This window comes from Nocardia sp. NPDC056564, assembly GCF_042793755.1.
Lineage (GTDB): Bacteria > Actinomycetota > Actinomycetes > Mycobacteriales > Mycobacteriaceae > Nocardia.
Genome location: NZ_JBHTUR010000032.1, coordinates 1 through 18,455 on the forward strand (window position 1 = coordinate 1; position 18,455 = coordinate 18,455).

17 protein-coding genes and 1 pseudogene are annotated in these 18,455 nt (G+C 68.5%); 8 read left to right on the forward strand and 10 right to left on the reverse strand.

The features are described 5' to 3' along the window. Window positions 1–208: 208 nt before the first annotated feature. Together ACFQ9K_RS42910 and ACFQ9K_RS42915 are read right to left on the reverse strand one after the other, a co-directional pair. Window positions 209–553 carry a hypothetical protein gene (locus ACFQ9K_RS42910; protein WP_378717329.1) on the reverse strand — a complete coding sequence of 115 codons (345 nt, stop codon included), beginning with the start codon at window positions 551–553 and terminating at the stop codon, window positions 209–211. Between the two features lie 108 nt (window positions 554–661). Next, window positions 662–1,099 carry a DUF1707 domain-containing protein gene (locus ACFQ9K_RS42915; RefSeq protein ID WP_378717327.1) on the reverse strand — a complete coding sequence of 146 codons (438 nt, stop codon included), beginning with the start codon at window positions 1,097–1,099 and terminating at the stop codon, window positions 662–664. 30 nt (window positions 1,100–1,129) lie between these two features. On the opposite strand from ACFQ9K_RS42915, the gene ACFQ9K_RS42920 reads away from it, so the two are divergent. Together ACFQ9K_RS42920 and ACFQ9K_RS42925 are read left to right on the forward strand one after the other, a co-directional pair. After that, window positions 1,130–2,668 (forward strand): protein kinase, encoded by a 1,539-nt coding sequence (locus tag ACFQ9K_RS42920; RefSeq protein ID WP_378717326.1) that lies wholly within the window; start codon window positions 1,130–1,132, stop codon window positions 2,666–2,668. Between the two features lie 179 nt (window positions 2,669–2,847). Beyond that, complete coding sequence (locus ACFQ9K_RS42925; protein WP_378717324.1) at window positions 2,848–4,884, forward strand: protein kinase; 2,037 nt, start codon at window positions 2,848–2,850, stop codon at window positions 4,882–4,884. Between the two features lie 252 nt (window positions 4,885–5,136). On the opposite strand, the gene ACFQ9K_RS42930 is transcribed toward ACFQ9K_RS42925, so the two are convergent. The 3 genes from ACFQ9K_RS42930 to ACFQ9K_RS42940 all read right to left on the reverse strand — a co-directional run bounded on the left by ACFQ9K_RS42930 (window position 5,137) and on the right by ACFQ9K_RS42940 (window position 9,033). After that, window positions 5,137–6,075, reverse strand: coding sequence for a patatin family protein (locus ACFQ9K_RS42930; RefSeq protein ID WP_378717322.1), 939 nt, complete (start codon window positions 6,073–6,075; stop codon window positions 5,137–5,139). A gap of 82 nt (window positions 6,076–6,157) precedes the next feature. Then, entirely contained in the window at window positions 6,158–7,957 is a 1,800-nt protein-coding gene (locus ACFQ9K_RS42935) for an acetyl/propionyl/methylcrotonyl-CoA carboxylase subunit alpha (RefSeq protein WP_378717321.1), read from the reverse strand. Window positions 7,958–8,118: 161 nt separating this feature from the next. Continuing rightward, entirely contained in the window at window positions 8,119–9,033 is a 915-nt protein-coding gene (locus tag ACFQ9K_RS42940; protein WP_378717320.1) for a sulfurtransferase, read from the reverse strand. Between the two features lie 166 nt (window positions 9,034–9,199). On the opposite strand from ACFQ9K_RS42940, the gene ACFQ9K_RS42945 reads away from it, so the two are divergent. Then, window positions 9,200–10,006, forward strand: a complete 807-nt coding sequence (locus ACFQ9K_RS42945; protein ID WP_378717318.1) for a helix-turn-helix transcriptional regulator — start codon at window positions 9,200–9,202, stop codon at window positions 10,004–10,006. Here the strand turns inward: ACFQ9K_RS42945 and ACFQ9K_RS42950 are convergent. The 3 genes from ACFQ9K_RS42950 to ACFQ9K_RS42960 all read right to left on the reverse strand — a co-directional run bounded on the left by ACFQ9K_RS42950 (window position 9,932) and on the right by ACFQ9K_RS42960 (window position 12,694). After that, complete coding sequence (locus ACFQ9K_RS42950) at window positions 9,932–10,567, reverse strand: Maf family protein (protein ID WP_378717316.1); 636 nt, start codon at window positions 10,565–10,567, stop codon at window positions 9,932–9,934. The genes ACFQ9K_RS42945 and ACFQ9K_RS42950 overlap by 75 nt on opposite strands. After that, entirely contained in the window at window positions 10,564–10,884 is a 321-nt protein-coding gene (locus ACFQ9K_RS42955) for an acyl-CoA carboxylase subunit epsilon (RefSeq protein WP_378984477.1), read from the reverse strand. Before ACFQ9K_RS42955 ends, ACFQ9K_RS42950 begins: the two co-directional genes overlap by 4 nt. A gap of 169 nt (window positions 10,885–11,053) precedes the next feature. Beyond that, on the reverse strand, window positions 11,054–12,694 hold the full coding sequence (locus tag ACFQ9K_RS42960) for an acyl-CoA carboxylase subunit beta (RefSeq protein WP_378717313.1): 1,641 nt from the start codon (window positions 12,692–12,694) through the stop codon (window positions 11,054–11,056). A 207-nt stretch (window positions 12,695–12,901) separates the two neighbouring features. Between ACFQ9K_RS42960 and ACFQ9K_RS42965 the strand changes: the two genes are divergently transcribed. Continuing rightward, complete coding sequence (locus ACFQ9K_RS42965) at window positions 12,902–13,090, forward strand: hypothetical protein (protein WP_378717312.1); 189 nt, start codon at window positions 12,902–12,904, stop codon at window positions 13,088–13,090. Between the two features lie 52 nt (window positions 13,091–13,142). Continuing rightward, window positions 13,143–13,943 carry a biotin--[acetyl-CoA-carboxylase] ligase gene (locus ACFQ9K_RS42970; protein WP_378717311.1) on the forward strand — a complete coding sequence of 267 codons (801 nt, stop codon included), beginning with the start codon at window positions 13,143–13,145 and terminating at the stop codon, window positions 13,941–13,943. Window positions 13,944–14,030: 87 nt separating this feature from the next. Here ACFQ9K_RS42970 and ACFQ9K_RS42975 read toward each other — a convergent pair whose 3' ends face one another. Further along, window positions 14,031–14,984 carry an acyl-ACP desaturase gene (locus ACFQ9K_RS42975; protein ID WP_378717309.1) on the reverse strand — a complete coding sequence of 318 codons (954 nt, stop codon included), beginning with the start codon at window positions 14,982–14,984 and terminating at the stop codon, window positions 14,031–14,033. 183 nt (window positions 14,985–15,167) lie between these two features. Here ACFQ9K_RS42975 and ACFQ9K_RS42980 point away from each other — a divergent pair, with 183 nt between their 5' ends. From ACFQ9K_RS42980 to ACFQ9K_RS42990, 3 genes are all read left to right on the forward strand, one after another. Continuing rightward, complete coding sequence (locus tag ACFQ9K_RS42980; RefSeq protein WP_378717307.1) at window positions 15,168–15,713, forward strand: PH domain-containing protein; 546 nt, start codon at window positions 15,168–15,170, stop codon at window positions 15,711–15,713. 70 nt (window positions 15,714–15,783) lie between these two features. Continuing rightward, window positions 15,784–16,461 carry a response regulator transcription factor gene (locus tag ACFQ9K_RS42985; RefSeq protein WP_378717306.1) on the forward strand — a complete coding sequence of 226 codons (678 nt, stop codon included), beginning with the start codon at window positions 15,784–15,786 and terminating at the stop codon, window positions 16,459–16,461. A gap of 69 nt (window positions 16,462–16,530) precedes the next feature. Continuing rightward, window positions 16,531–17,838, forward strand: coding sequence for a sensor histidine kinase (locus ACFQ9K_RS42990; protein ID WP_378717304.1), 1,308 nt, complete (start codon window positions 16,531–16,533; stop codon window positions 17,836–17,838). Window positions 17,839–17,858: 20 nt separating this feature from the next. Here the strand turns inward: ACFQ9K_RS42990 and ACFQ9K_RS42995 are convergent. Continuing rightward, a pseudogene (locus ACFQ9K_RS42995) lies at window positions 17,859–18,383 on the reverse strand (GtrA family protein); the annotation flags it as partial. Window positions 18,384–18,455 lie beyond the last annotated feature (72 nt).

Genomic DNA, 18,455 nt, shown 5'->3' on the forward strand with positions numbered 1-18,455 from the left:
GGGGCGGCGGGGCCCGGGCGGGGCTTTATCCCGCTCGTCGATAGCCCCGCGCCGGAATCTGTTGGCGCGCATTCCCGTCGGCACGGGAGTGCACGGGTTGGCCGTCCGGCCGCAGTCAGTACTCCACCGGGTTCATGCGGTAGATGTTGCCGCCGCGCACATTTCGCGGCGTCAGCTGGACACGCGTCGGCCGTGGCGACGCGCGGGATCAGCGAGCGGTGGCGCGCAGGCCCAGGGCGCCTTCGACGAAGCGATGGACGGTGGTCAGGCCCGCTTCGAGGGCGGGCTCGTAGCCTGCGCGGGCCCAGCCGGTGAGTTCGGCGGTGCCGTCGCCGGTGGGACGCGCAACTACCTCGGCGACCATTTCCGCGGTCGTCGGTTCGCAGACCGCCCAGGAGAAGTGGGATTCCTCGGCCCAACCGGCGGTGCGCAGCGCGACGTAGCCGGGGTCGGTGATGCCGCCCGCGGCGAGTGCGGGGCGATCATCGATGCGGTCGTCGGCGCGCAGGGCGCGCAGATACCAGGTACCGGCGTTGATCTCGATCGGTTCCATCAGCGTCCGCGCTCGTCGCGGTGCCTCGGGGGCGCTTGCTCCATACCGCGAGGCTAGCCGTCGCGGTCGAACACGTTGCGAGCATCCCGCCGTCCCCGCGCTCGACGCTCAGTCGATGGCGTCCTGGCCGCGGTTTCCGCGGTCGCCGCGGTGCCGTCGGCGCTCGCGGCCGCGGTCGTCCTGGTTGTGCCTGCTGCCGAACAGCAGGGCGCCCATCAGCGGGATGGCCAGGAACCACAGCCAGCTGCCGGTGAGGAAGAACAGGATGACCGCGAGGATCGGGATGACCGCCATCACCCGCTCCGGCCATTCGGAGAGGAATCCGGACGCCGGTTTGGCCGGCACCGCGGCGGCCTTGACCAGCGGATCCGGCAGATCGGCGAATACCGGCGTGATGTCGCCGCGCGTGACCGCGGCCGCGACAACCGCACTGCGCTCGTCGAATTCCGCGACACTGAGCCGTCCGGCCGCGAAATGATCGGACAGTCGCTGCATCGCCGCTTCACGCTCCGCGGTGCCGATACGAATATCGGGTAGGTCCTCCATGAGGAAAAGGCTAGCGGGAGGTTCAGCACTATGGGTGAGACGTGGTTCGGCCACTATCGCCTCGATCGATTGCTCGGCAGCGGTGGCACCGGACAGGTGTGGCGCGCGCACGACAGCATCGCCGATCGTGTCGTCGCGTTGAAGGTGTTGTCCGCCACGGTGGCCGACAATCCGACCTACCGTCAGCGGTTCACCAGGGAGGCGCGGCTGGCCGCCCAGGTGCGCGGACCGCACCTCGCGGCGATCCACGCGTTCGGCGAGCTCGACGGCAGGCTCTATCTCGACATGGAGTTCATCGACGGCACCGATCTGGCCACCCTGCTCCGGCGCGAGGGGCAGCTGTCGCCCGCGCGGGCGGTGGCGATCGTGGTGCAGATCGCGCAGGCGCTCGACGTCGCGCACCGGGCGGGCATGGTGCATCGCGACGTCAAACCCGCCAACATCATGGTCGACGCCGCCGGACTCGCGCATCTGATCGACTTCGGCACCGCGTACCGGGCCGACCAGCCCGCGATCACGACGAGCAGCAATGTGGTCGGCACCCTGGCCTACATGGCGCCGGAACGGTTCGTCGGCGCCGGCGATGCCCGCTCGGATCAATACGCGCTGGCCTGTGTGCTCTACGAATGTCTCACCGCGCAGCGGCCTTTCGGCAACGGCGACGCGGCGCAGTCGCTGCACGCGCATCTGATGACCTCCCCGCCGCTGGCCGCGGACTGGAACCCGGCGGTGCCCGCCGGATTGGACGCGGTCATCACCAGGGGGATGGCCAAGGTTCCCGAGCAGCGTTGCGCGAGCGCGAGCGAGTTCGCCTCGGCCGCGTACGCCGCGATCACCGGGCTCGACGTGCCGACGGTGCAGATCGCGGCCGCGGCACTGCCGACGACCGCGGTGTTGCCGACGACAGCGGTGCTGCCGCAGGCATTTCGCGGGGCGGATACGGCGATGATGGGGACGAACGGTTCGGGCGCGATGCGCGGTGCTCTGGGCGGCGGCGGGGTGACCGCCGACCCCGCGGCGGGCGGAACCCGCGGTCCGCGTTCGGTTTCCGATGCGCGCTCGGGCAGTGGTGCACGGCAGCGGACGCGATCTCGGCTTGCGGTCGCCGTGCTGGCAGCGCTGCTGGTGGCGGTGAGTGCCGCGCTGTGGTTCGGGCGGCCGGGACCGCACGGACAGGAGTCGGCGGCGCCGGCGACCACGGTGGCCGGACCGACGTCCGAGTCCCGGCCGCAGGTCGTTCCCGCGCAACCCCCGGCGACACAGGTATCGACGCCGGTGCGGGCCGCTCCGGTGGTCGCGACCGCGCCGGTTGCCTGGCAGTCGTGTGACCCTGAGGTGGACGCGCGCGGCTTCGCTGGGGACGGCACGCCGTTGCAATGCGTCGCCGCCGGCGGCGGGCTCGCGAATTGGCGGCCGGCGACGGCAGGTAACCCGGCAGCCGCGCCGAAGCCGGACCTACCGAAGGCGGACCCGCCGAAGGTCGCTTCGCCGAAGCCCGGGCGAGCGGACCCGCCCGGCGAAGGCAACGGGAACGGGAACGGACATGGCAAACACGGCAACGGTAAATAGCGCACGGTCGGGGTGTTGCTGACGACACACTGGCCGGTCGCGCGGGGCGGGGTTAGGCTCCGAAGGAGGTTGGGTTCTCTGGTGTTCGCGGCGTGAGCTGGTGTTTTCCGGTGTCGCCGTGGCTGATCGGAGACCGGCGGGCCGGGCCTGGGCAAGTCGACGACGACTGGAGGTTCGCGATGGGGGAGGTGCGATTCGGGGGCTACCGGCTGGAGCGGTTACTCGGCCGGGGTGGCATGGGGCAGGTCTGGCTGGCGTATGACGACGCCGGTACCCGCTGGGTGGCGTTGAAGCTGCTGCCGAGCGAGCTCGCGGCGGATGCGGGGTACCGCAAGCGATTCGAACGCGAGGCCGAGGTGGTGGCCGAGCTGCGCGATCCGCATATTCCGCGGATCCATCGGTTCGGGGAGATCGATGGGCGGTTGTTCATCGATATGGAGTTCGTCGAGGGGCATGATCTGGCAAGCATGGTGGCCGCCGGGAAGCTGGCGCCCGCCGCGGCCGTCGGGATCGTCGGGCAGGTGGCGGTCGCGCTGGATGTGGCGCATCGGGCCGGGCTGGTGCATCGAGACGTCAAGCCGTCCAACATCGTTGTGCACGCCAGTGGGTTCGCGTATCTGATCGACTTCGGTATCGCCCACGGGATCGGCCACACCGCGGTCACCACAACCGGATTGGCGATCGGGACGCTGGCCTATATGGCGCCGGAGCGGTTCACCGGTAAGGCCGATGCGCGAGCCGACGTCTATTCGCTGGGTTGCGTTCTCTACGAATGCCTCACTGCCGCGCGGCCCTACGGTGATACCGATCCCGCGCGGCAGATGCATGCGCACCTGATGACCGACCCGCCGCGGGCCGGGTCCCGCAACGCCGCGGTCCCGGCCGCGCTGGACGCGGTCATTGCCCGTGCCATGGCGAAGAAGCCGGACGATCGTTATTCCACCGCAGGAGATTTCGCCGCCGCGGCGCACGCCGCGCTCGGCACCCGCCCGCCTGCTGCGCCGAAACCGCCTGAGCTGACCAAGGTTTTGCCGGAATCCGGCCCCACACCCACTCGGGTCGAGACTCGTCGAGCGGAACCCGCGCAGTCGATCGGGGCGATGTGGGGCGTGCCATCATCCCGCCCTACGCCTACCCGGGTGGAGGCGAAACCGCTTGCGCCGACGAAGGTTATGCCCGAGCCGGGCCTGCCGCCGACCCGGGTGGCGACTCGGCTCGAGGTGCCGCGTGCGAGTTATCCTCCGCCGCAGTCTCCTCCGGGGTCGCCGCGCGCTGGTTCACCGTATCGAGGGTCCGCGTATCCGGTGGTTCCGCAGCGCGGTGCGGCGGGGTGGGGCGCAACCCCATCGAATCTGGTTCCACCGCGGCAAGGTTCGATGGCGCAGCAGGCAGGGTCCGTGGTTCGGGAATTGCTTGCGCTGGTGCGGCCGCGTTCGGTTCCGTCGAAGCCGGGGCCGGTCGGACCGGCGGCGGAAGGCCGGGTGGCGCAGTCGCGACCGGGTGTGCCGCAGCAGCGTTATCCGGTCGGGTACGGGCGGAAGGTTTTCCCGGCTCCGGCGAAACCACCCAGGTATCAGCGGTATTCCGATCCTCGGCGGCCGAGCGTGCCGGTGCGCCGTCGGCGGCGTAAGCGCGGCGGGGTGCTGGCCAAGGTGATCGGGGCGCTGGTGGTCATGTTCCTGACGCCGTTCATGTTGGCGGCGGGGTGCATGGCGCTGCTGGCAGGCACGCGCGCCGGTGATTCGGGTGGGACCGGTGCGCCGCCGCCCACGGCGATGGCCGAGGAGAACCCGGCACCGCCGCCGGACCGGCCCGAGGCGCCGGGACTTCCGGTGGCGGGCACCCCGGTGCGGGACGGGAAGTTCGAGTTCGTCGTGAGCGATGTCGACACCGGCGTGCACCGCGTGGGGCTCCAGTCGGCGACGGGCTCGTTCGTGATCGTCACCTTGAACGTTCGCAACATCTCCGCCGAGTCGAAATGGTTCCTCCCCGTCGGTCAGCGCCTCTTCGACGCCCAGGGCACCGCCTTCGAACACAACGCCACCGCCACCATGTGGCAGTCCGCCCAGCACAGCTTCAACTATTCGTTCGAGCTGCCCCCGGGTGAATCCGCCACCACCCAACTGGTTTTCGACGTCCCCGCCGACACCGCCCCGACCCATCTGGAGCTACACGACTTCGTCCTCTCCAATGGCGTCTCGGTCCGCTTGGACTGACTCGCGTACCCGGATCTATATTCGCCGCGAGCACGCTCAGCAGGCAGCGGATGTACGCACCAACCCGCTACGCGGACAACAGGATTCGCACTCGGGATGCGCATGCGGGCGGATACGAGCGGCTGTAGCAATGCGCCCTGATCCGCAGTGTTGCCACCGCTTCGAAATTACCTGCCGTCAGGGCTCTATTCCCGGTACGGACCCCGAGTCATATTGCGAATGAACAGCTTCGGCGCGGTCCCCGGGACCTGCTCAGGCGACGCGGGCGGCGTCGGACAGCACCGACATGACCGCGCGGTGGCCGATGTCCAGCGCGGCGGCGAGCAACGTGGTGTCGCGGGCGGCGCTGTCGATGTCGGGGGAGCCGAGCGGCGGGTGGATCTGCAGGACGGCGTCGCCGAGTTCGGCGAGGGCGCTGTCTTCGATCGCCTGCTGATGCGGACGCTGGACCCATGCGCGGTAGGCGCCGGGGGCGATGGCTCGTAGGTAGCTGCCGCCGACCACCCGGTGCAGCAGGGAGGCCGGGGGCCGTTGTTCGTCGATCCGGCGGGTGCGCAGGACGAGCGCGTGGGTGGCGCCGCTGCGCACCGCGGTGCGGATCGGGACGGTCTCGGTGAGCCCGCCGTCGAAGTACTGTGCGTCGCCCAGCGCGACCGGCGGCCCGGCCAGGATGGGTAGGCCCGCGGAGGCCCGTAGCGCGCGCATGAGGGTGCGTTTGTCGACGATGTGCGGGTGCAGGTCGACCGCGTGACCGGTGCGGATGTCGGTGGCGATGGGGTGAAAGGTGGTGGAGTTGGCCAGGATCGCCGGGAAGTTCATTCCCTCGACTCCGTCGTAGACCTGATGCACCAGATAGCGCAGGTCGAACGCGGGCCGTCCGCGTAGCAGCCGGGCCGGGTCGATGGCGCGGCGCATGATCGCCGGATCGGTCCAGGAGCGCATGCCCGAGCGCGCGCGGCCGCCGAGCAGCCAGGCGCCGTTGATCGCGCCCGCGGAGGTGCCGTAGACCGCGTCGAAGACCGCGCCGAGGCCGAGTTCCTCGATGGCCGACACCATGCCGCTGGAGTAGACGCCGCGACTGCCGCCGCCCTCGATGACGAGCACCAGCCGGTTGCCGTCGTCGCGGTTACTCGCCGCGCGACGGGCGCGGATCATCTCCGCGACAACGGAGACGGTCTGCGTACTGGTCACCGGACCACGATACGACAGAGCGGGCGCGGACGTCATTGTCCTGCGCCCGCTCGAAGCGGAGTTCGCCCTGCGTTTACGCGGGCTACTTGATCTCGGCGAGCACCGTTCCCTGAGTGATCGCGGCGCCGGCCTCGACGGCCAGTCCGGTGACCACACCGGCCTTGTGCGCGTTCACCGGGTTCTCCATCTTCATGGCCTCGAGCACCACGATCAGGTCGCCCGCCTCGACGGTCTGTCCCTCTTCGACGGCCACCTTCACCACGGTGCCCTGCATCGGCGCGGTGACCGCGTCACCGGAGGCCGCGCCGGCGCCGGCGCCGCCACGGGTACGCGGCTTCGGCTTCTTGCGGACCACACCGGCGCCGTTGCCCGCGGCCGCGCCGCCACCACCGAGGCTGAACTGCCCGGGCAGCGACACCTCGACGCGACGCCCGCCGACCTCGACCACGACCTTCTGCCGGGGCAGCTGCTCGTCTTCGTCGGCAGGCGCACCGGCGGTGTACGGCTCGACGGTGTTGTTCCACTCGTTCTCGATCCACTTGGTGTAGACGTCGAACGTGGTGCCGTCACCGATGAACGCGGGGTCCTCGACGATCGCCTGGTGGAACGGGATGACCGTGGCCAGCCCCTCGACCCGGTACTCGGCCAGCGCGCGCCGGGCCCGCTCCAGTGCCTGGGTGCGGTTCTCGCCGGTGACGATCAGCTTGGCCAGCATCGAGTCGAACTGCCCGCCGATCACGCTGCCCTGCACCACGCCGGAGTCCACGCGCACGCCGGGGCCGGTCGGCTCCTGGTAGACGGTGACCGGGCCGGGGGCGGGCAGGAAGCCGCGGCCCGCGTCCTCGCCGTTGATCCGGAACTCGAACGAGTGACCGCGCGGGGTCGGGTCTTCCTTGATGGTCAGCTCTTCGCCGTTGGCGATGCGGAACTGCTGGCGCACCAGGTCGATGCCCGCGGTCTCCTCGGTGACCGGGTGCTCGACCTGCAGGCGGGTGTTCACCTCGAGGAACGACACCGTCTCGCCCTGCACCAGGTACTCGACCGTGCCCGCGCCGTAGTAGCCGGCTTCCCGGCAGATGGCCTTGGCCGAGGCGTGGATCTTCGCGCGCACGTCGTCGGACAGGAACGGCGCGGGCGCCTCCTCGACGAGCTTCTGGAACCGGCGCTGCAGCGAGCAGTCGCGGGTGCCCGCGACCACGACGTTGCCGTGCTGGTCGGCGATGACCTGCGCCTCGACGTGGCGGGCCTTGTCCAGGTACTGCTCGACGAAGCACTCGCCGCGACCGAACGCGGCGACCGCCTCGCGGGTGGCCGACTCGAACAGCTCGGGGATCTCCTCGATGGTGTGCGCGACCTTCATGCCGCGGCCACCGCCACCGAAGGCGGCCTTGATCGCGACCGGCACGCCGTACTCCTTGGCGAACGCGACGACCTCGTCGGCGTTCTTCACCGGGTCCTTGGTGCCCGCGGCCATCGGCGCCTTGGCCCGCTCGGCGATGTGCCGGGCGGTGACCTTGTCCCCGAGGTCGCGGATGGACTGCGGCGACGGGCCGATCCAGATCAGCCCGGCGTCGATCACAGCCTGGGCGAAGTCGGCGTTCTCGGAGAGGAATCCGTAGCCGGGGTGGATGGCGTCGGCGCCGGAGCGCGACGCGGCGTCGAGGATCTTGTCGAACACGAGGTACGACTCGGCCGAGGTCTGGCCGCCGAGCGCGAACGCTTCGTCGGCGAGCTGCACGAAGGGGGCTTCGGCGTCGGGCTCCGCGTACACCGCGACGCTGCCGAGGCCGGCGTCCTTGGCCGCCCGAATCACGCGCACGGCGATCTCGCCTCGATTGGCTACGAGTACCTTCGTGATCCGTGCGCTGGCGTGGCTGGGCACTGAGCCTCCTGTGTGAAATCTTTTTGGTCGCCCCGTGGTCGACGAAACTACGTCTGGGCGAGTGTAGGCAGTCTGCCAACAGACGCCGAACTCGGCCAGTCCTACTGAACAGTAGGTCGTGGATCACAACCATGCCATCCAGATGGAAGTACCTGCGTGCGTTACCTGCCGCGGGCCCGGCGTCCGCTGCCCGCCGGCGCCGCGCCGGGTTCAGTCCCCTTGGCGATCGGCATGCGCACCGAGTTGCCCCATTCGGTCCACGAACCGTCGTAGTTGCGCACCGTGTCGAAGCCGAGCAGATAGGTCAGCACGAACCAGGTGTGGCTGGAGCGTTCGCCGACCCTGCTGTAGACGATCAGGTCGTCCGTGCTGCCCAGCGCGCCGTAGATCGCGTCCAATTCGGCGCGTGAACGGAAGCGGCCGTCGTTGTTGAACGCCTCGGTCCACGGAATGTTCGCGGCGGTGGGGATGTGGCCGCCGCGCAGCGCCGCGTCCTCCGGGTTGATCGGCGGCTGGATCAGCTCGCCGGAGTACTCGTCCGGCGAACGCACGTCGATCAGCGGCTTGCCGAGGTGGGCGAGCACGTCTTCGCGGAACGCGCGGGCGCTGCCGTCGTCGCGGGTGACCGCCGGATAGTCGCTGGGGGTGAGGTGTGGGGTGTCGAAGGTGGTGTCGCGCTCCTCGGAAATCCAGGCGCCGCGACCACCGTCCAGCAACCGCACATCCGGGTGTCCGAACAAAGTGAAAACCCACAATGTGTGCGCCGCCTGCGCGTTGCCCCGATCACCGTAGATCACCACGGTATCGTCTCGCTCGATTCCCTTGGCGCGCATCAACTCGGTGAATCGGGCTCCGTCGATGTAGTCACGTGTGACCGGATCGTTCAGATCGCCCCGCCAATCGATCTTGGTAGCGCCGGGAACATGTCCGATGTCGTAGAGCAAAATGTCCTCGTTGGACTCGACGATCTTGAGTCCTGACGTGCCGATGTTTGCCGACAGCCACTCCGTGGTTACTAGTCGGTGAGGATGTGCGTAAGAACCAAATGCGGGATGAGGGTCCGGAGCAGCGGGCACGATGTGGGTCCTTCACGCGTGGTAGACGGTGGTTTCAGCGGTTCGGGTCTCACAGCGATGGTATGTGTGAGGCGTTAGTGGCTCTCGTTTCAGATCACAAATCGGCTGAATGAGCGAATAAATCGCACCTGCATCCGATAAAGTCTCCCGGGAGGAGGGGTGAGCTATGTCCGATTCTTGGCCGCGGCGGCGACTGCTCGCGATCCTACGTGGCGCCAGCGAGCCTCTCGACGCCCAGGAACTGGCCAGAATCACCGGACAACACGTCACCACGGTTCGGTTTCATCTGGACGTGCTCACCAGGGAATCCCTGGTGCGGCAATTTCAGCAACCGCCCCGCGGTCGCGGACGTCCGCGCATCGGATACAGCGCGGTGCAGCGATCGGTCGGTTACCAGGAACTCGCGCAGGTGCTCGCCGATCAACTCGGCCCCGATCCGCGTCGCCGTTCCGAGGCGGCCATCGCGGCCGGGCGCTCCTGGGGCGCCAAGCTCGACGCCGGTGATCATCGGGTCGAATCGCTGGAGGACGCCAAAGACGTCGCCATGACGGTGCTTTCGGAGCTGGGCTTCGCGCCGGAACGCGATCCGAACGAGACCAGCGAGCAGGCGCTGATCCGGCTCACCGCGTGCCCGCTGCGCGAACTCGCGCGCACCCACTCCGAGGTGGTCTGCGGTGTGCACCTCGGCCTGATCAAAGAGGTGCTCGACCGCAGCGGCGCGCGCGGGGACGTGAACGTGCGCCTGCATCCGTTCGTCGAGCCGGAGCTGTGCGTGGTCCGGCTGGAGATGATGGCGCGGCGCGAGCAGGAGCTGCGGCGCGAGCCGGACGGGCGTGAGGTGGTCACGGTGCCCGCGACCGGGGATGCGGCCGGGTCGGAGCCGCTGATCACGCCGCCGTCAGGTGGCCGGGTGGCCCCACAGCTGCGTAACGGCGACCCCAACGTCGCCAAGCAGTCGGCGCAGCAGTGGTAGACCGATCCCGATCACGCTGGACGGATCGCCGTCGATCCGGTCGACGAACCAGCCGCCCAGTCCGTCGAGGGTGAACGCGCCCGCCACCTGCAACGGCTCGCCGGTGGCGATGTAGGCGTCCAGTTCGTCGGGCTCGGGCTTGGCGAAATGCACTGTGGTGGAACTACAGTCGATCGCCTCGGCGGTGATCCGGCCGTCGTGCAGGCGCAGGACGCAGTGCCCGGTCACCAGATCGGCGCTGCGCCCGGCCATTTCGCCCCAGCGCGCCCTGGCCACCTCGGCGGTGTGCGGCTTGCCCTGTAGCTCGCCGTCCACCAGCAGCATCGAATCACAGCCGACGACAACACAATCGGCGGCGAGTTCGGGAATCGTCGCGGCGACCGCCGCGGCCTTGGCCTTGGCCAGCTCGACGACCACCACCTCGGGCGCGGTGCCGTCGGGCAGCGCGGCCTGGATGGCGTCCTCGTCCACGTCCGACACCCGGACGATCGGATCGATGCCCGCCGAACGGAGAACTTCCCGGCGGGCAGGCGACGCGGAGGCGAGAACGAACCTCGTCACCCGCGCAGGTGCGACAGCTGAGGGAAGGCGTAGGGCGAGAACGGGGACGTGCCCCGGTGCATGAACGTGGGCCGGCCCCACAGGTCCGCCGGACCGGACGGGGCGGCGGCGCTGTCCGCGGCGGCGGAGAGCACGCACACCAGTGCCGCGATCTCCTCGTCGCTCGGGTTGCCCTTCACCACGGTGAAGAACGGCGCGGCGGCCGCGACGGCGGACTCGGCGACCGCCGCGTTCGCGTCGGCCACCTCGACCTGGTCGGTGATCGTACCGACGGTGAGGTCCAGTTCGGCGGCGGTCAAAACATCGTCTTCTGCCACGGTCGTCACAGTGCCAGATCCCTTCTTTGCCTGATCAGGCGTGTTCCTCGGTCGCGATCAGCGGGCCGGTGATGCGATCATCCTCGGATCCACTCATTGCGTCTCTACATCCAGTGTGCGCGGCCTGTCGAGCGTATCGCTGGAGCACCGCCGGGTGTTGCGGCCGGAATCACAACGGGATGTTGCCGTGCTTCTTCGGCGGCAGCGTTACCATCTTGCGCTCCAGCAGCCGCAGCGCCGAGACGATCTGACCGCGGGTGTGCGAGGGCGGAATGACCGCGTCCACATAGCCGCGTTCGGCGGCGATGTAGGGGTTCACCAAGGTGTCCTCGTACTCGTTCTGCAGCTGAAGCCGCAGCGCATCGACGTCGTCGCCGTTCTTCGCGGCGTCGGCCAGCTGCTTGCGGTAGACGAAGCCGACGGCCCCGGAGGCGCCCATCACGGCGATCTGCGCGGTCGGCCAGGCCAGGTTCACGTCGGCACCCATGTGCTTGGAACCCATGACGTCGTAGGCGCCGCCGTAGGCCTTGCGGGTGATCACCGTGATCTTTCCCACAGTTGCCTCGCCGTAGGCGTAGAGCAGCTTCGCGCCGCGCCGGATGATGCCGTTGTACTCCTGGCCGGTGCCGGGCAGGAAGCCAGGCACATCGACCAGGGTGAGGATCGGGATGTTGAACGCGTCGCAGGTGCGCACGAATCGCGCGGCCTTCTCCGAGGCGTCGATGTCCAGGCAGCCGGCGAACTGGGTGGGCTGGTTGGCCACGATGCCGACGCTGCGGCCATCGATCCGGCCGAAGCCGACGATGATGTTCATCGCGCGCTCGGCCTGCACCTCGAGGAACTCGTCGTCGTCGAGCAGGCGACGGATCACCTCGTGCATGTCGTAGGGCTGGTTCGGCGAATCCGGGATGATCGAGTCCAGCTCGCGATCCTCGTCGGTGAGCGAGTCCTCGATGGCGCCGTCGATCGGGTCGGTGGCCGGGAAGCGCGGCGCCTCGGCGCGGTTGTTGCTCGGCAGGTAGGACAGCAGGTCCTTGACGTAGTCGAGCGCGTCCTGCTCGCCGGAGGCGACGTAGTGCGCCACACCGGATTTCACCATGTGCGTGTGCGCGCCGCCGAGGTCCTCCATGGTGACGTCCTCGCCGGTGACGGTCTTGATCACGTCGGGTCCGGTGACGAACATCTGGCTGGTCTGGTCGACCATCACCACGAAGTCGGTGAGCGCGGGGGAGTAGACGTGGCCGCCCGCGGCCGCGCCCATGATCAGCGAGATCTGCGGGATCACGCCGGAGGCCTGGATGTTGCGGTGGAAGATCTCGCCGTACAGGCCGAGCGAGACGACGCCCTCCTGGATGCGCGCGCCCGCGCCCTCGTTGATGCCGACCAGGGGACGGCCGGTCTTGAGCGCCAGGTCCATCACCTTGACGATCTTCTCGCCGTAGACCTCGCCGAGGCTGCCGCCGAACACGGTGACGTCCTGGCTGAAGATGCAGACGTCGCGGCCGTCGATGGTGCCGTAACCGGTCACCACGCCGTCACCGAGCGGGCGGTTCTCCGCGAGACCGAAGTTCACGCTGCGGTGCCGGGCCAACGCGTCGAGCTCGACGAAGGAGCCCTCGTCCAGCAGCGCCAGGATCCGCTCGCGGGCGGTCATCTTGCCCTTGGCGTGCACCTTGTCGACCGCGGCCTCACCCATCGGGTGCTGCGCCTCATCCAGCCGATTCCGCAGGTCAGCCAGCTTCCCGGCGGTGGTGTGGATGTCGGGGGCGCCCGCTGGATCTTGCGCGGACTGCTGCTGGACACTCGTCATGGCTCCGGAGTGTAACGAGTGACAGTGCTTCCCACTAACCCAGTAGGGGCTACCAGTGGGTAAAAAGCGCAGCTAGATCGGGTTGCCGAAAAGAAACTCCACCGCTTTTGGCGGCTTTGCGCCGGTAGGAAATCGGTATCAATCCACGTGGTTGGCCAGATAGTCTGGAGGAGTCCGGTTTTCGTGCTCAGGGGGAGGAGCCCAGATATGTGGGAATGGAGCAAAACCGTCGCGGAATACGCGGCTGCGGCGTCATGGACGAGCTGTCACGAGCTCGAGCCGAAGCCGACGATCCTGGATCCGGACTATCGGAGCGAGGCCACGCATGGGGACGGCGAAGGCGCCGACGGTGCGGCCCGCGCGCCGAGCGACGAGATGTACATCCTCGTCGGTTAGTCCCGTGCCGACCTGGTCCGGCAGGCGGCCGCGCACCAAGTAGCCTGCCCCTGTGACCAGGTCTCCTTTGGATGCAGAGCAGTTGCGGCGCAGTCTCACCGAATTGCCCGAGCTGTCGTTCTTCCGCCACATCGAGGTGGTGGAGTCGACCGGGTCCACCAACGCGGACCTGATCGCGCGCGCCGGCGAACCAGACGCCGACCGCGCGGTACTCCTTGCAGAGGCGCAGGAGCAAGGGCGCGGCAGGCACGCACGCACCTGGATCAGCCCGCCGCGGGCGCAGATCTCGATGTCGCTGCTGGTGCGACTGGACGGGATCGAGCCCGCGGTGCTCGGCTGGCTGCCGCTGCTCACCGGCATCGCCGTGGTGGACGCACTGCGCGCGACCGCCGGTGTGGCCGCGAATCTCAAGTGGCCCAACGATGTGCTGATCGATGGCCGCAAAGTGGCGGGCATCCTCGCCGAGGTCGCGACCGGCAACGCCGCACCGGCGGTGGTCATCGGCATGGGGCTGAATGTCAGCCTCACCGAGGCGGAACTGCCGGTGCCGCACGCCATTTCGCTGACCATCGCGGGCGCCGAGAACACCGACCGGACGCAGATCGTGCAGTCGGTGCTGACCGAATTCGCCCGGCGCTTCACCGCGTGGCGCGACGCGGGCTGGCGGACAACGGATCTCGCCGCCGCCTACCGCGAGCGGTGCGCGACGCTCGGCGCCAACGTGCGCGCCGAATTGCCCGGCGGCCGGACGCTGACCGGCATCGCCACCGACATCGACGACGCGGGCCGCCTGCTGATCGGCGACCACCCGGTCTCCGCCGGCGACGTCACCCACCTGCGCGCCGAGTACTGAAACAGCCGCACACCTGCTGATTTCTCGCACGGCGATTCTCGTGCGGACCCGCGTGCGGGAAATCGGAAGGTGTGCGGCCGTTGGTGATCAGACGGGTTGCAGCGCGGCCTTGGCGGCTTCGCGGGCGAACATGCGGTCACGCTGTTCCTCGAACTTGAGCACATCTTGTTCGAGTTTTTCGATGAAAACGCCGAGTTCCTCGCGGGCCTGTTCGCCGCGTGGTCCGAAGTCGTTGCGGTCGAAGATGTTCCACTGCTTGAGCACGGGCGCGACGACGTCTTCCAGGTGCTGGCGCAGGTCGTAGATGCCGTGCTTGGCCATCAGCACGCCGTTGCGGCGGAAGTTGGGCATCCCCGCGCCGGGCATGATGAAGTGGGTCAGGATCTTGGTGATCGCCATCATCGCCTGATCCGGCGCCAGCTCGAGGCCCGCACCACACATGTTGCGGTAGAAGATCATGTGCAGGTTCTCGTCCGCGGCGATGCGTTGCAGCATGCGATCGGCGATGGGGTCGTCGCACACCCGGCCGGTGTTGCGGTGGGAGACGCGGGTGGCCAGCTCCTGGAACGTCACGTAGGTGACGCTTTCCAGGAATCCGCCCCAGTTGTCCGGCGCGGCAACCCCGTTCGTCATGTGGATCATCCGCGCCTGTTCCAGCGCGACCGGATCGACGCCGCGGGTGACCACCAGGTAGTCGCGGATGGCGATGCCGTGCCGGTTTTCCTCGGCGGTCCAGCGGCCGACCCAGGTGCCCCAGGCGCCGTCCCGGGAGAAGTTCTCGGCGATCTCGCGGTGGTACGAGGGGAGGTTGTCCTCGGTGAGCAGATTGGTGATCATGGCGACCTTGGCCACCTCGCTCAGCCTGGATTGCTCCGGCGCCCAGTCCTGCCCGCCCATCGCGGCGAAATTGCGGCCCTCGTCCCACGGGATGTAGTCGTGCGGGTGCCAGTCCTTGGCCAGCGCCAGGTGCCGGTTGAGATTCTGCTCGGCCACGGGCTGCAATTCGGTGAGAATTTCCAGCTGCGTCAGGTCTTTGGTCACACATTCCTCCACGGTCGTAATCGGCGACTTCGTTCGAGCAGAACTGCTTGGCGACAGAGCGTTCGAGCCAGATCGAGCGGAGAACCCCGTGCGCGGTTTCGGCACACGCGGGCAGACGATTGTGCAGCACGACGCGGTCCGGTGTCCGGCATTTCGGCATCTTCACGCGGTAGTGTTCCGGCCATGGGTTATCCGGAGGATGTGCTTGCGCCGGAAGAGCAGCTGATCCTGCACCGTCATCCGCACTGGAAGATGTTGTTCTGGCCGATCGTGACGTTGATCGTCATCACCGCGCTCGCCGGTTTCGCCGGAGGACTCGCTTCGCGCAAGGCCGAGGGGACGGCACGGACGGCACTGCTCATCACGGTGCTGGCGATCTGGCTGATCGTCGTCGTGTGGCGTTGTGTCGCACCGATTCTCAGCTGGAAGTCGACGCATTTCATCATCACCGACCGGCGGGTGCTGGTCCGCCAGGGTGTGCTCACGCACACCGGCATCGACATTCCGATGAGTCGCATCTCGAGCGTGCAGTTCCGGCACGGGCTGTTCGACCGGATGCTCGGCACCGGCACGTTGATCATCGAATCGTCCTCGTCGGAGCCGCTCGAGTTCGACGACATCCCGGCGGTGCAGAAGGTGCACGCGCTGATGTATCACCAGGTATTCGATGTGGAAAACGGTGATAACGGACGGGGCGAGCACTGGAACGAGCGCGGCGAATACCGATGAAAGCGGCAACGCGGACGGCGCCGACGAGGGGAAGCGGGCGGGGACCGGGTGAGCCGGTTAACCTGGGCGTATGACGGCCGTACTGCTAGCTGAAGACGACGAGGCGATCGCCGCGCCGTTGTCGCGCGCGCTGGGGCGCGAGGGGTACTCGGTCACCGTCGAGCGCTTCGGTCCCGCCGTGCTCGAGCGGGCCCTGGAGGGCCACCACGATCTGCTCATTCTCGACCTCGGCCTGCCCGGCATGGACGGGCTCGAGGTGTGCCGCCAGGTCCGCGCCCGCGGTGCCGACCTGGCCGTGCTGATGCTCACCGCGCGCACCGACGAGGTCGACTTCGTGGTCGGGCTGGACGCGGGCGCCGACGACTACGTGGGCAAGCCGTTCCGCCTCGCCGAGCTGCTCGCCCGGGTGCGAGCGTTGTTGCGGCGCAGCGGGATCGGTGACGACACGGTGGAGGTCGGCGGCATCCGGCTGGAACCGGCCGCGCGCCGGGTACTGGTGAACGGCGTCGAGATCGGTTTGGCGAACAAGGAATACGAGTTGCTGAAGGTGCTGATCGATCGGGCGGGTCAGGTGGTGCCGCGCGAGACCATCCTGCGCGAGGTCTGGGGCGACGCCGAACTGCGCGGTTCCAAGACCCTCGACATGCACATGTCCTGGCTGCGGCGCAAGATCGGCGACGAGGGCCCGATGGCCGAGCGGCGCATCGTCACGGTGCGCGGGGTCGGCTTCCGGCTGAACACCGCATGAGTGGGTCAAGGCCGGCGGCGGCAGCTGGTGTAACCACGCAGGGCTTAGGCATGGAAGTCACCGGCTGACGTGCGGCGCAGAATCCTGCGGTCGATGCTGACCGTGCTGACCCTGACCACGGTGGTGCTCGGCCTGCCGCTGATCTACACGGCCTGGCTGTGGGTCGAGGACATCACCCGCGACGACCTGCAAAGCAAACTCGAGCGGATCGCCACCGCGATCATCGTGCAGGAACAGAGCGACGGCATGGTGCTCGGCGAACTCGACACCCGCTCGGTGCAGCCGCTGCTACCGCAGGACGGCAAGCTCACCATCATCTATCCGGCGCCGCACGACAACGCCTCGCGCATGGACGTCGGCGTCGACCAGGTGTCCGACCCCCTGGTCGAGTCGCTGTCGATGGGCACCAAGGGGTCGCTGCGCCTGGAGGTGCCCTCGGCGCCGATGCACGCCAGGCAGCGTCAGGCGGTCGCGGTGGTGGCCTTGGCGGTGCTGGCCTCGCTCGGGGCGGCGGTGTCGGTGGCGGTGATCACCGCGCGCCGGGTGGCCGATCCGTTGCGCGATGTGGCGGCGCGGGCCGCGCGGCTGGCGATGGGGGACTTCCGGCCGGATCCGCGCAGGCACGGCATTTCCGAACTCGATCGGGTGTCCGACGTGCTCGACTCGGCCACGGTCGAGATCGCCGGGCGGTTGCAGCGTGAACATGCTCTGGTCGCGGACGTTTCCCATCAGCTGCGCAGCCGGTTGACCGCGGTGCGGCTGCGATTGGACGAGTTGTCCACGCACGCCGACCAGGAGGTGGTGCACGAGGCCGAGGAGGCGATGGCTCAGGTCGATCGGCTCACCGACGCCATCGACGACCTGGTTCGCGCCTCGCGCGACGAGGACGCGGCCGACCTCGATCCGGTGCCGGTGATGGCGGAACTGCGCGGCGTGGTCGCCGAATGGACGCATCCGTTCACCGAGAAGGGCCGTGCGCTCAAGCTCATCGGGGACGAGTCGTTGCTCGCGCCGATCACCGGATCGCGGCTGCGCGAGGCGGTTTCGGTGCTGGTGGACAACGCGCTGATGCACGGCGGCGGGACCTGCACGGTCTCGGTGCGCACCGTGCGACCGGGGGTCGATCGGGATCCGCTGGTGTGTGTGGAGGTCGCCGACGAGGGGGACGGCGTGCGGGACGAACTCGCGCCGCACATCTTCGATCGCGGATTCTCCGCGGGCGGCTCGACCGGCGTGGGGCTGGCGCTGGCCAGGGCGCTGGTGGAGGCCGACGGCGGGCGGCTCGAATTGCAACGGCGCAGGCCGGCGTTGTTCGCGGTATTCCTCGGGTCCTCGGCCTATCGCACGCAGAACGCGGTGGTCACCGAGCCGCGGTGAGCCGGTCAGTTACGCCGGAATTCCTCTTCGACCAGATCCTCGAATTCGGCGGCGATCTCGTTCATCTCGTCCGGGAACACCCAGCGGCGCATCGCCCAGAAGCGGAAGGCCATCTGCAGCAGATTGCCGATGATGAACGCGCTGATGAAGTCCGCGACATTCTCGACGGTGAAACTCACGTCGGGTTGGCGCAGGTCGAAGACGTAACTGGAGATCCACAGCGGAATGAACGCGAGTACCACGCCGACGCCGCTGACCCCGAAGAACAGCAGCGCTTCGTGATGGCGCTCGCGGCCGCCGCGATTCCGGAACGACCATTCGCGATTCAGGATGTAGGACGCGATCACCGCGATGACGCCGGAGATAATCTTCGCGGTTACCGGCTTCTCGGAAAGCACGGTCCATTTCAGCGCGTAGAAGATGCCGCTATCGATCACGAAGGTCGTCGCACCGACGATGGCGAACTTGATCAGTTCCCGATGCCGGTACGCGATCTCCGCGAGCGGCTTGGGAAGGACGCTCACCACGTCGTCGACGAATGACACGGGGCCGAGTGTACCGCTACCCGCTGGTGGTGCCTCGGGTCGCGCGGGTGCGGGCCGCTAGTGGGGACAATT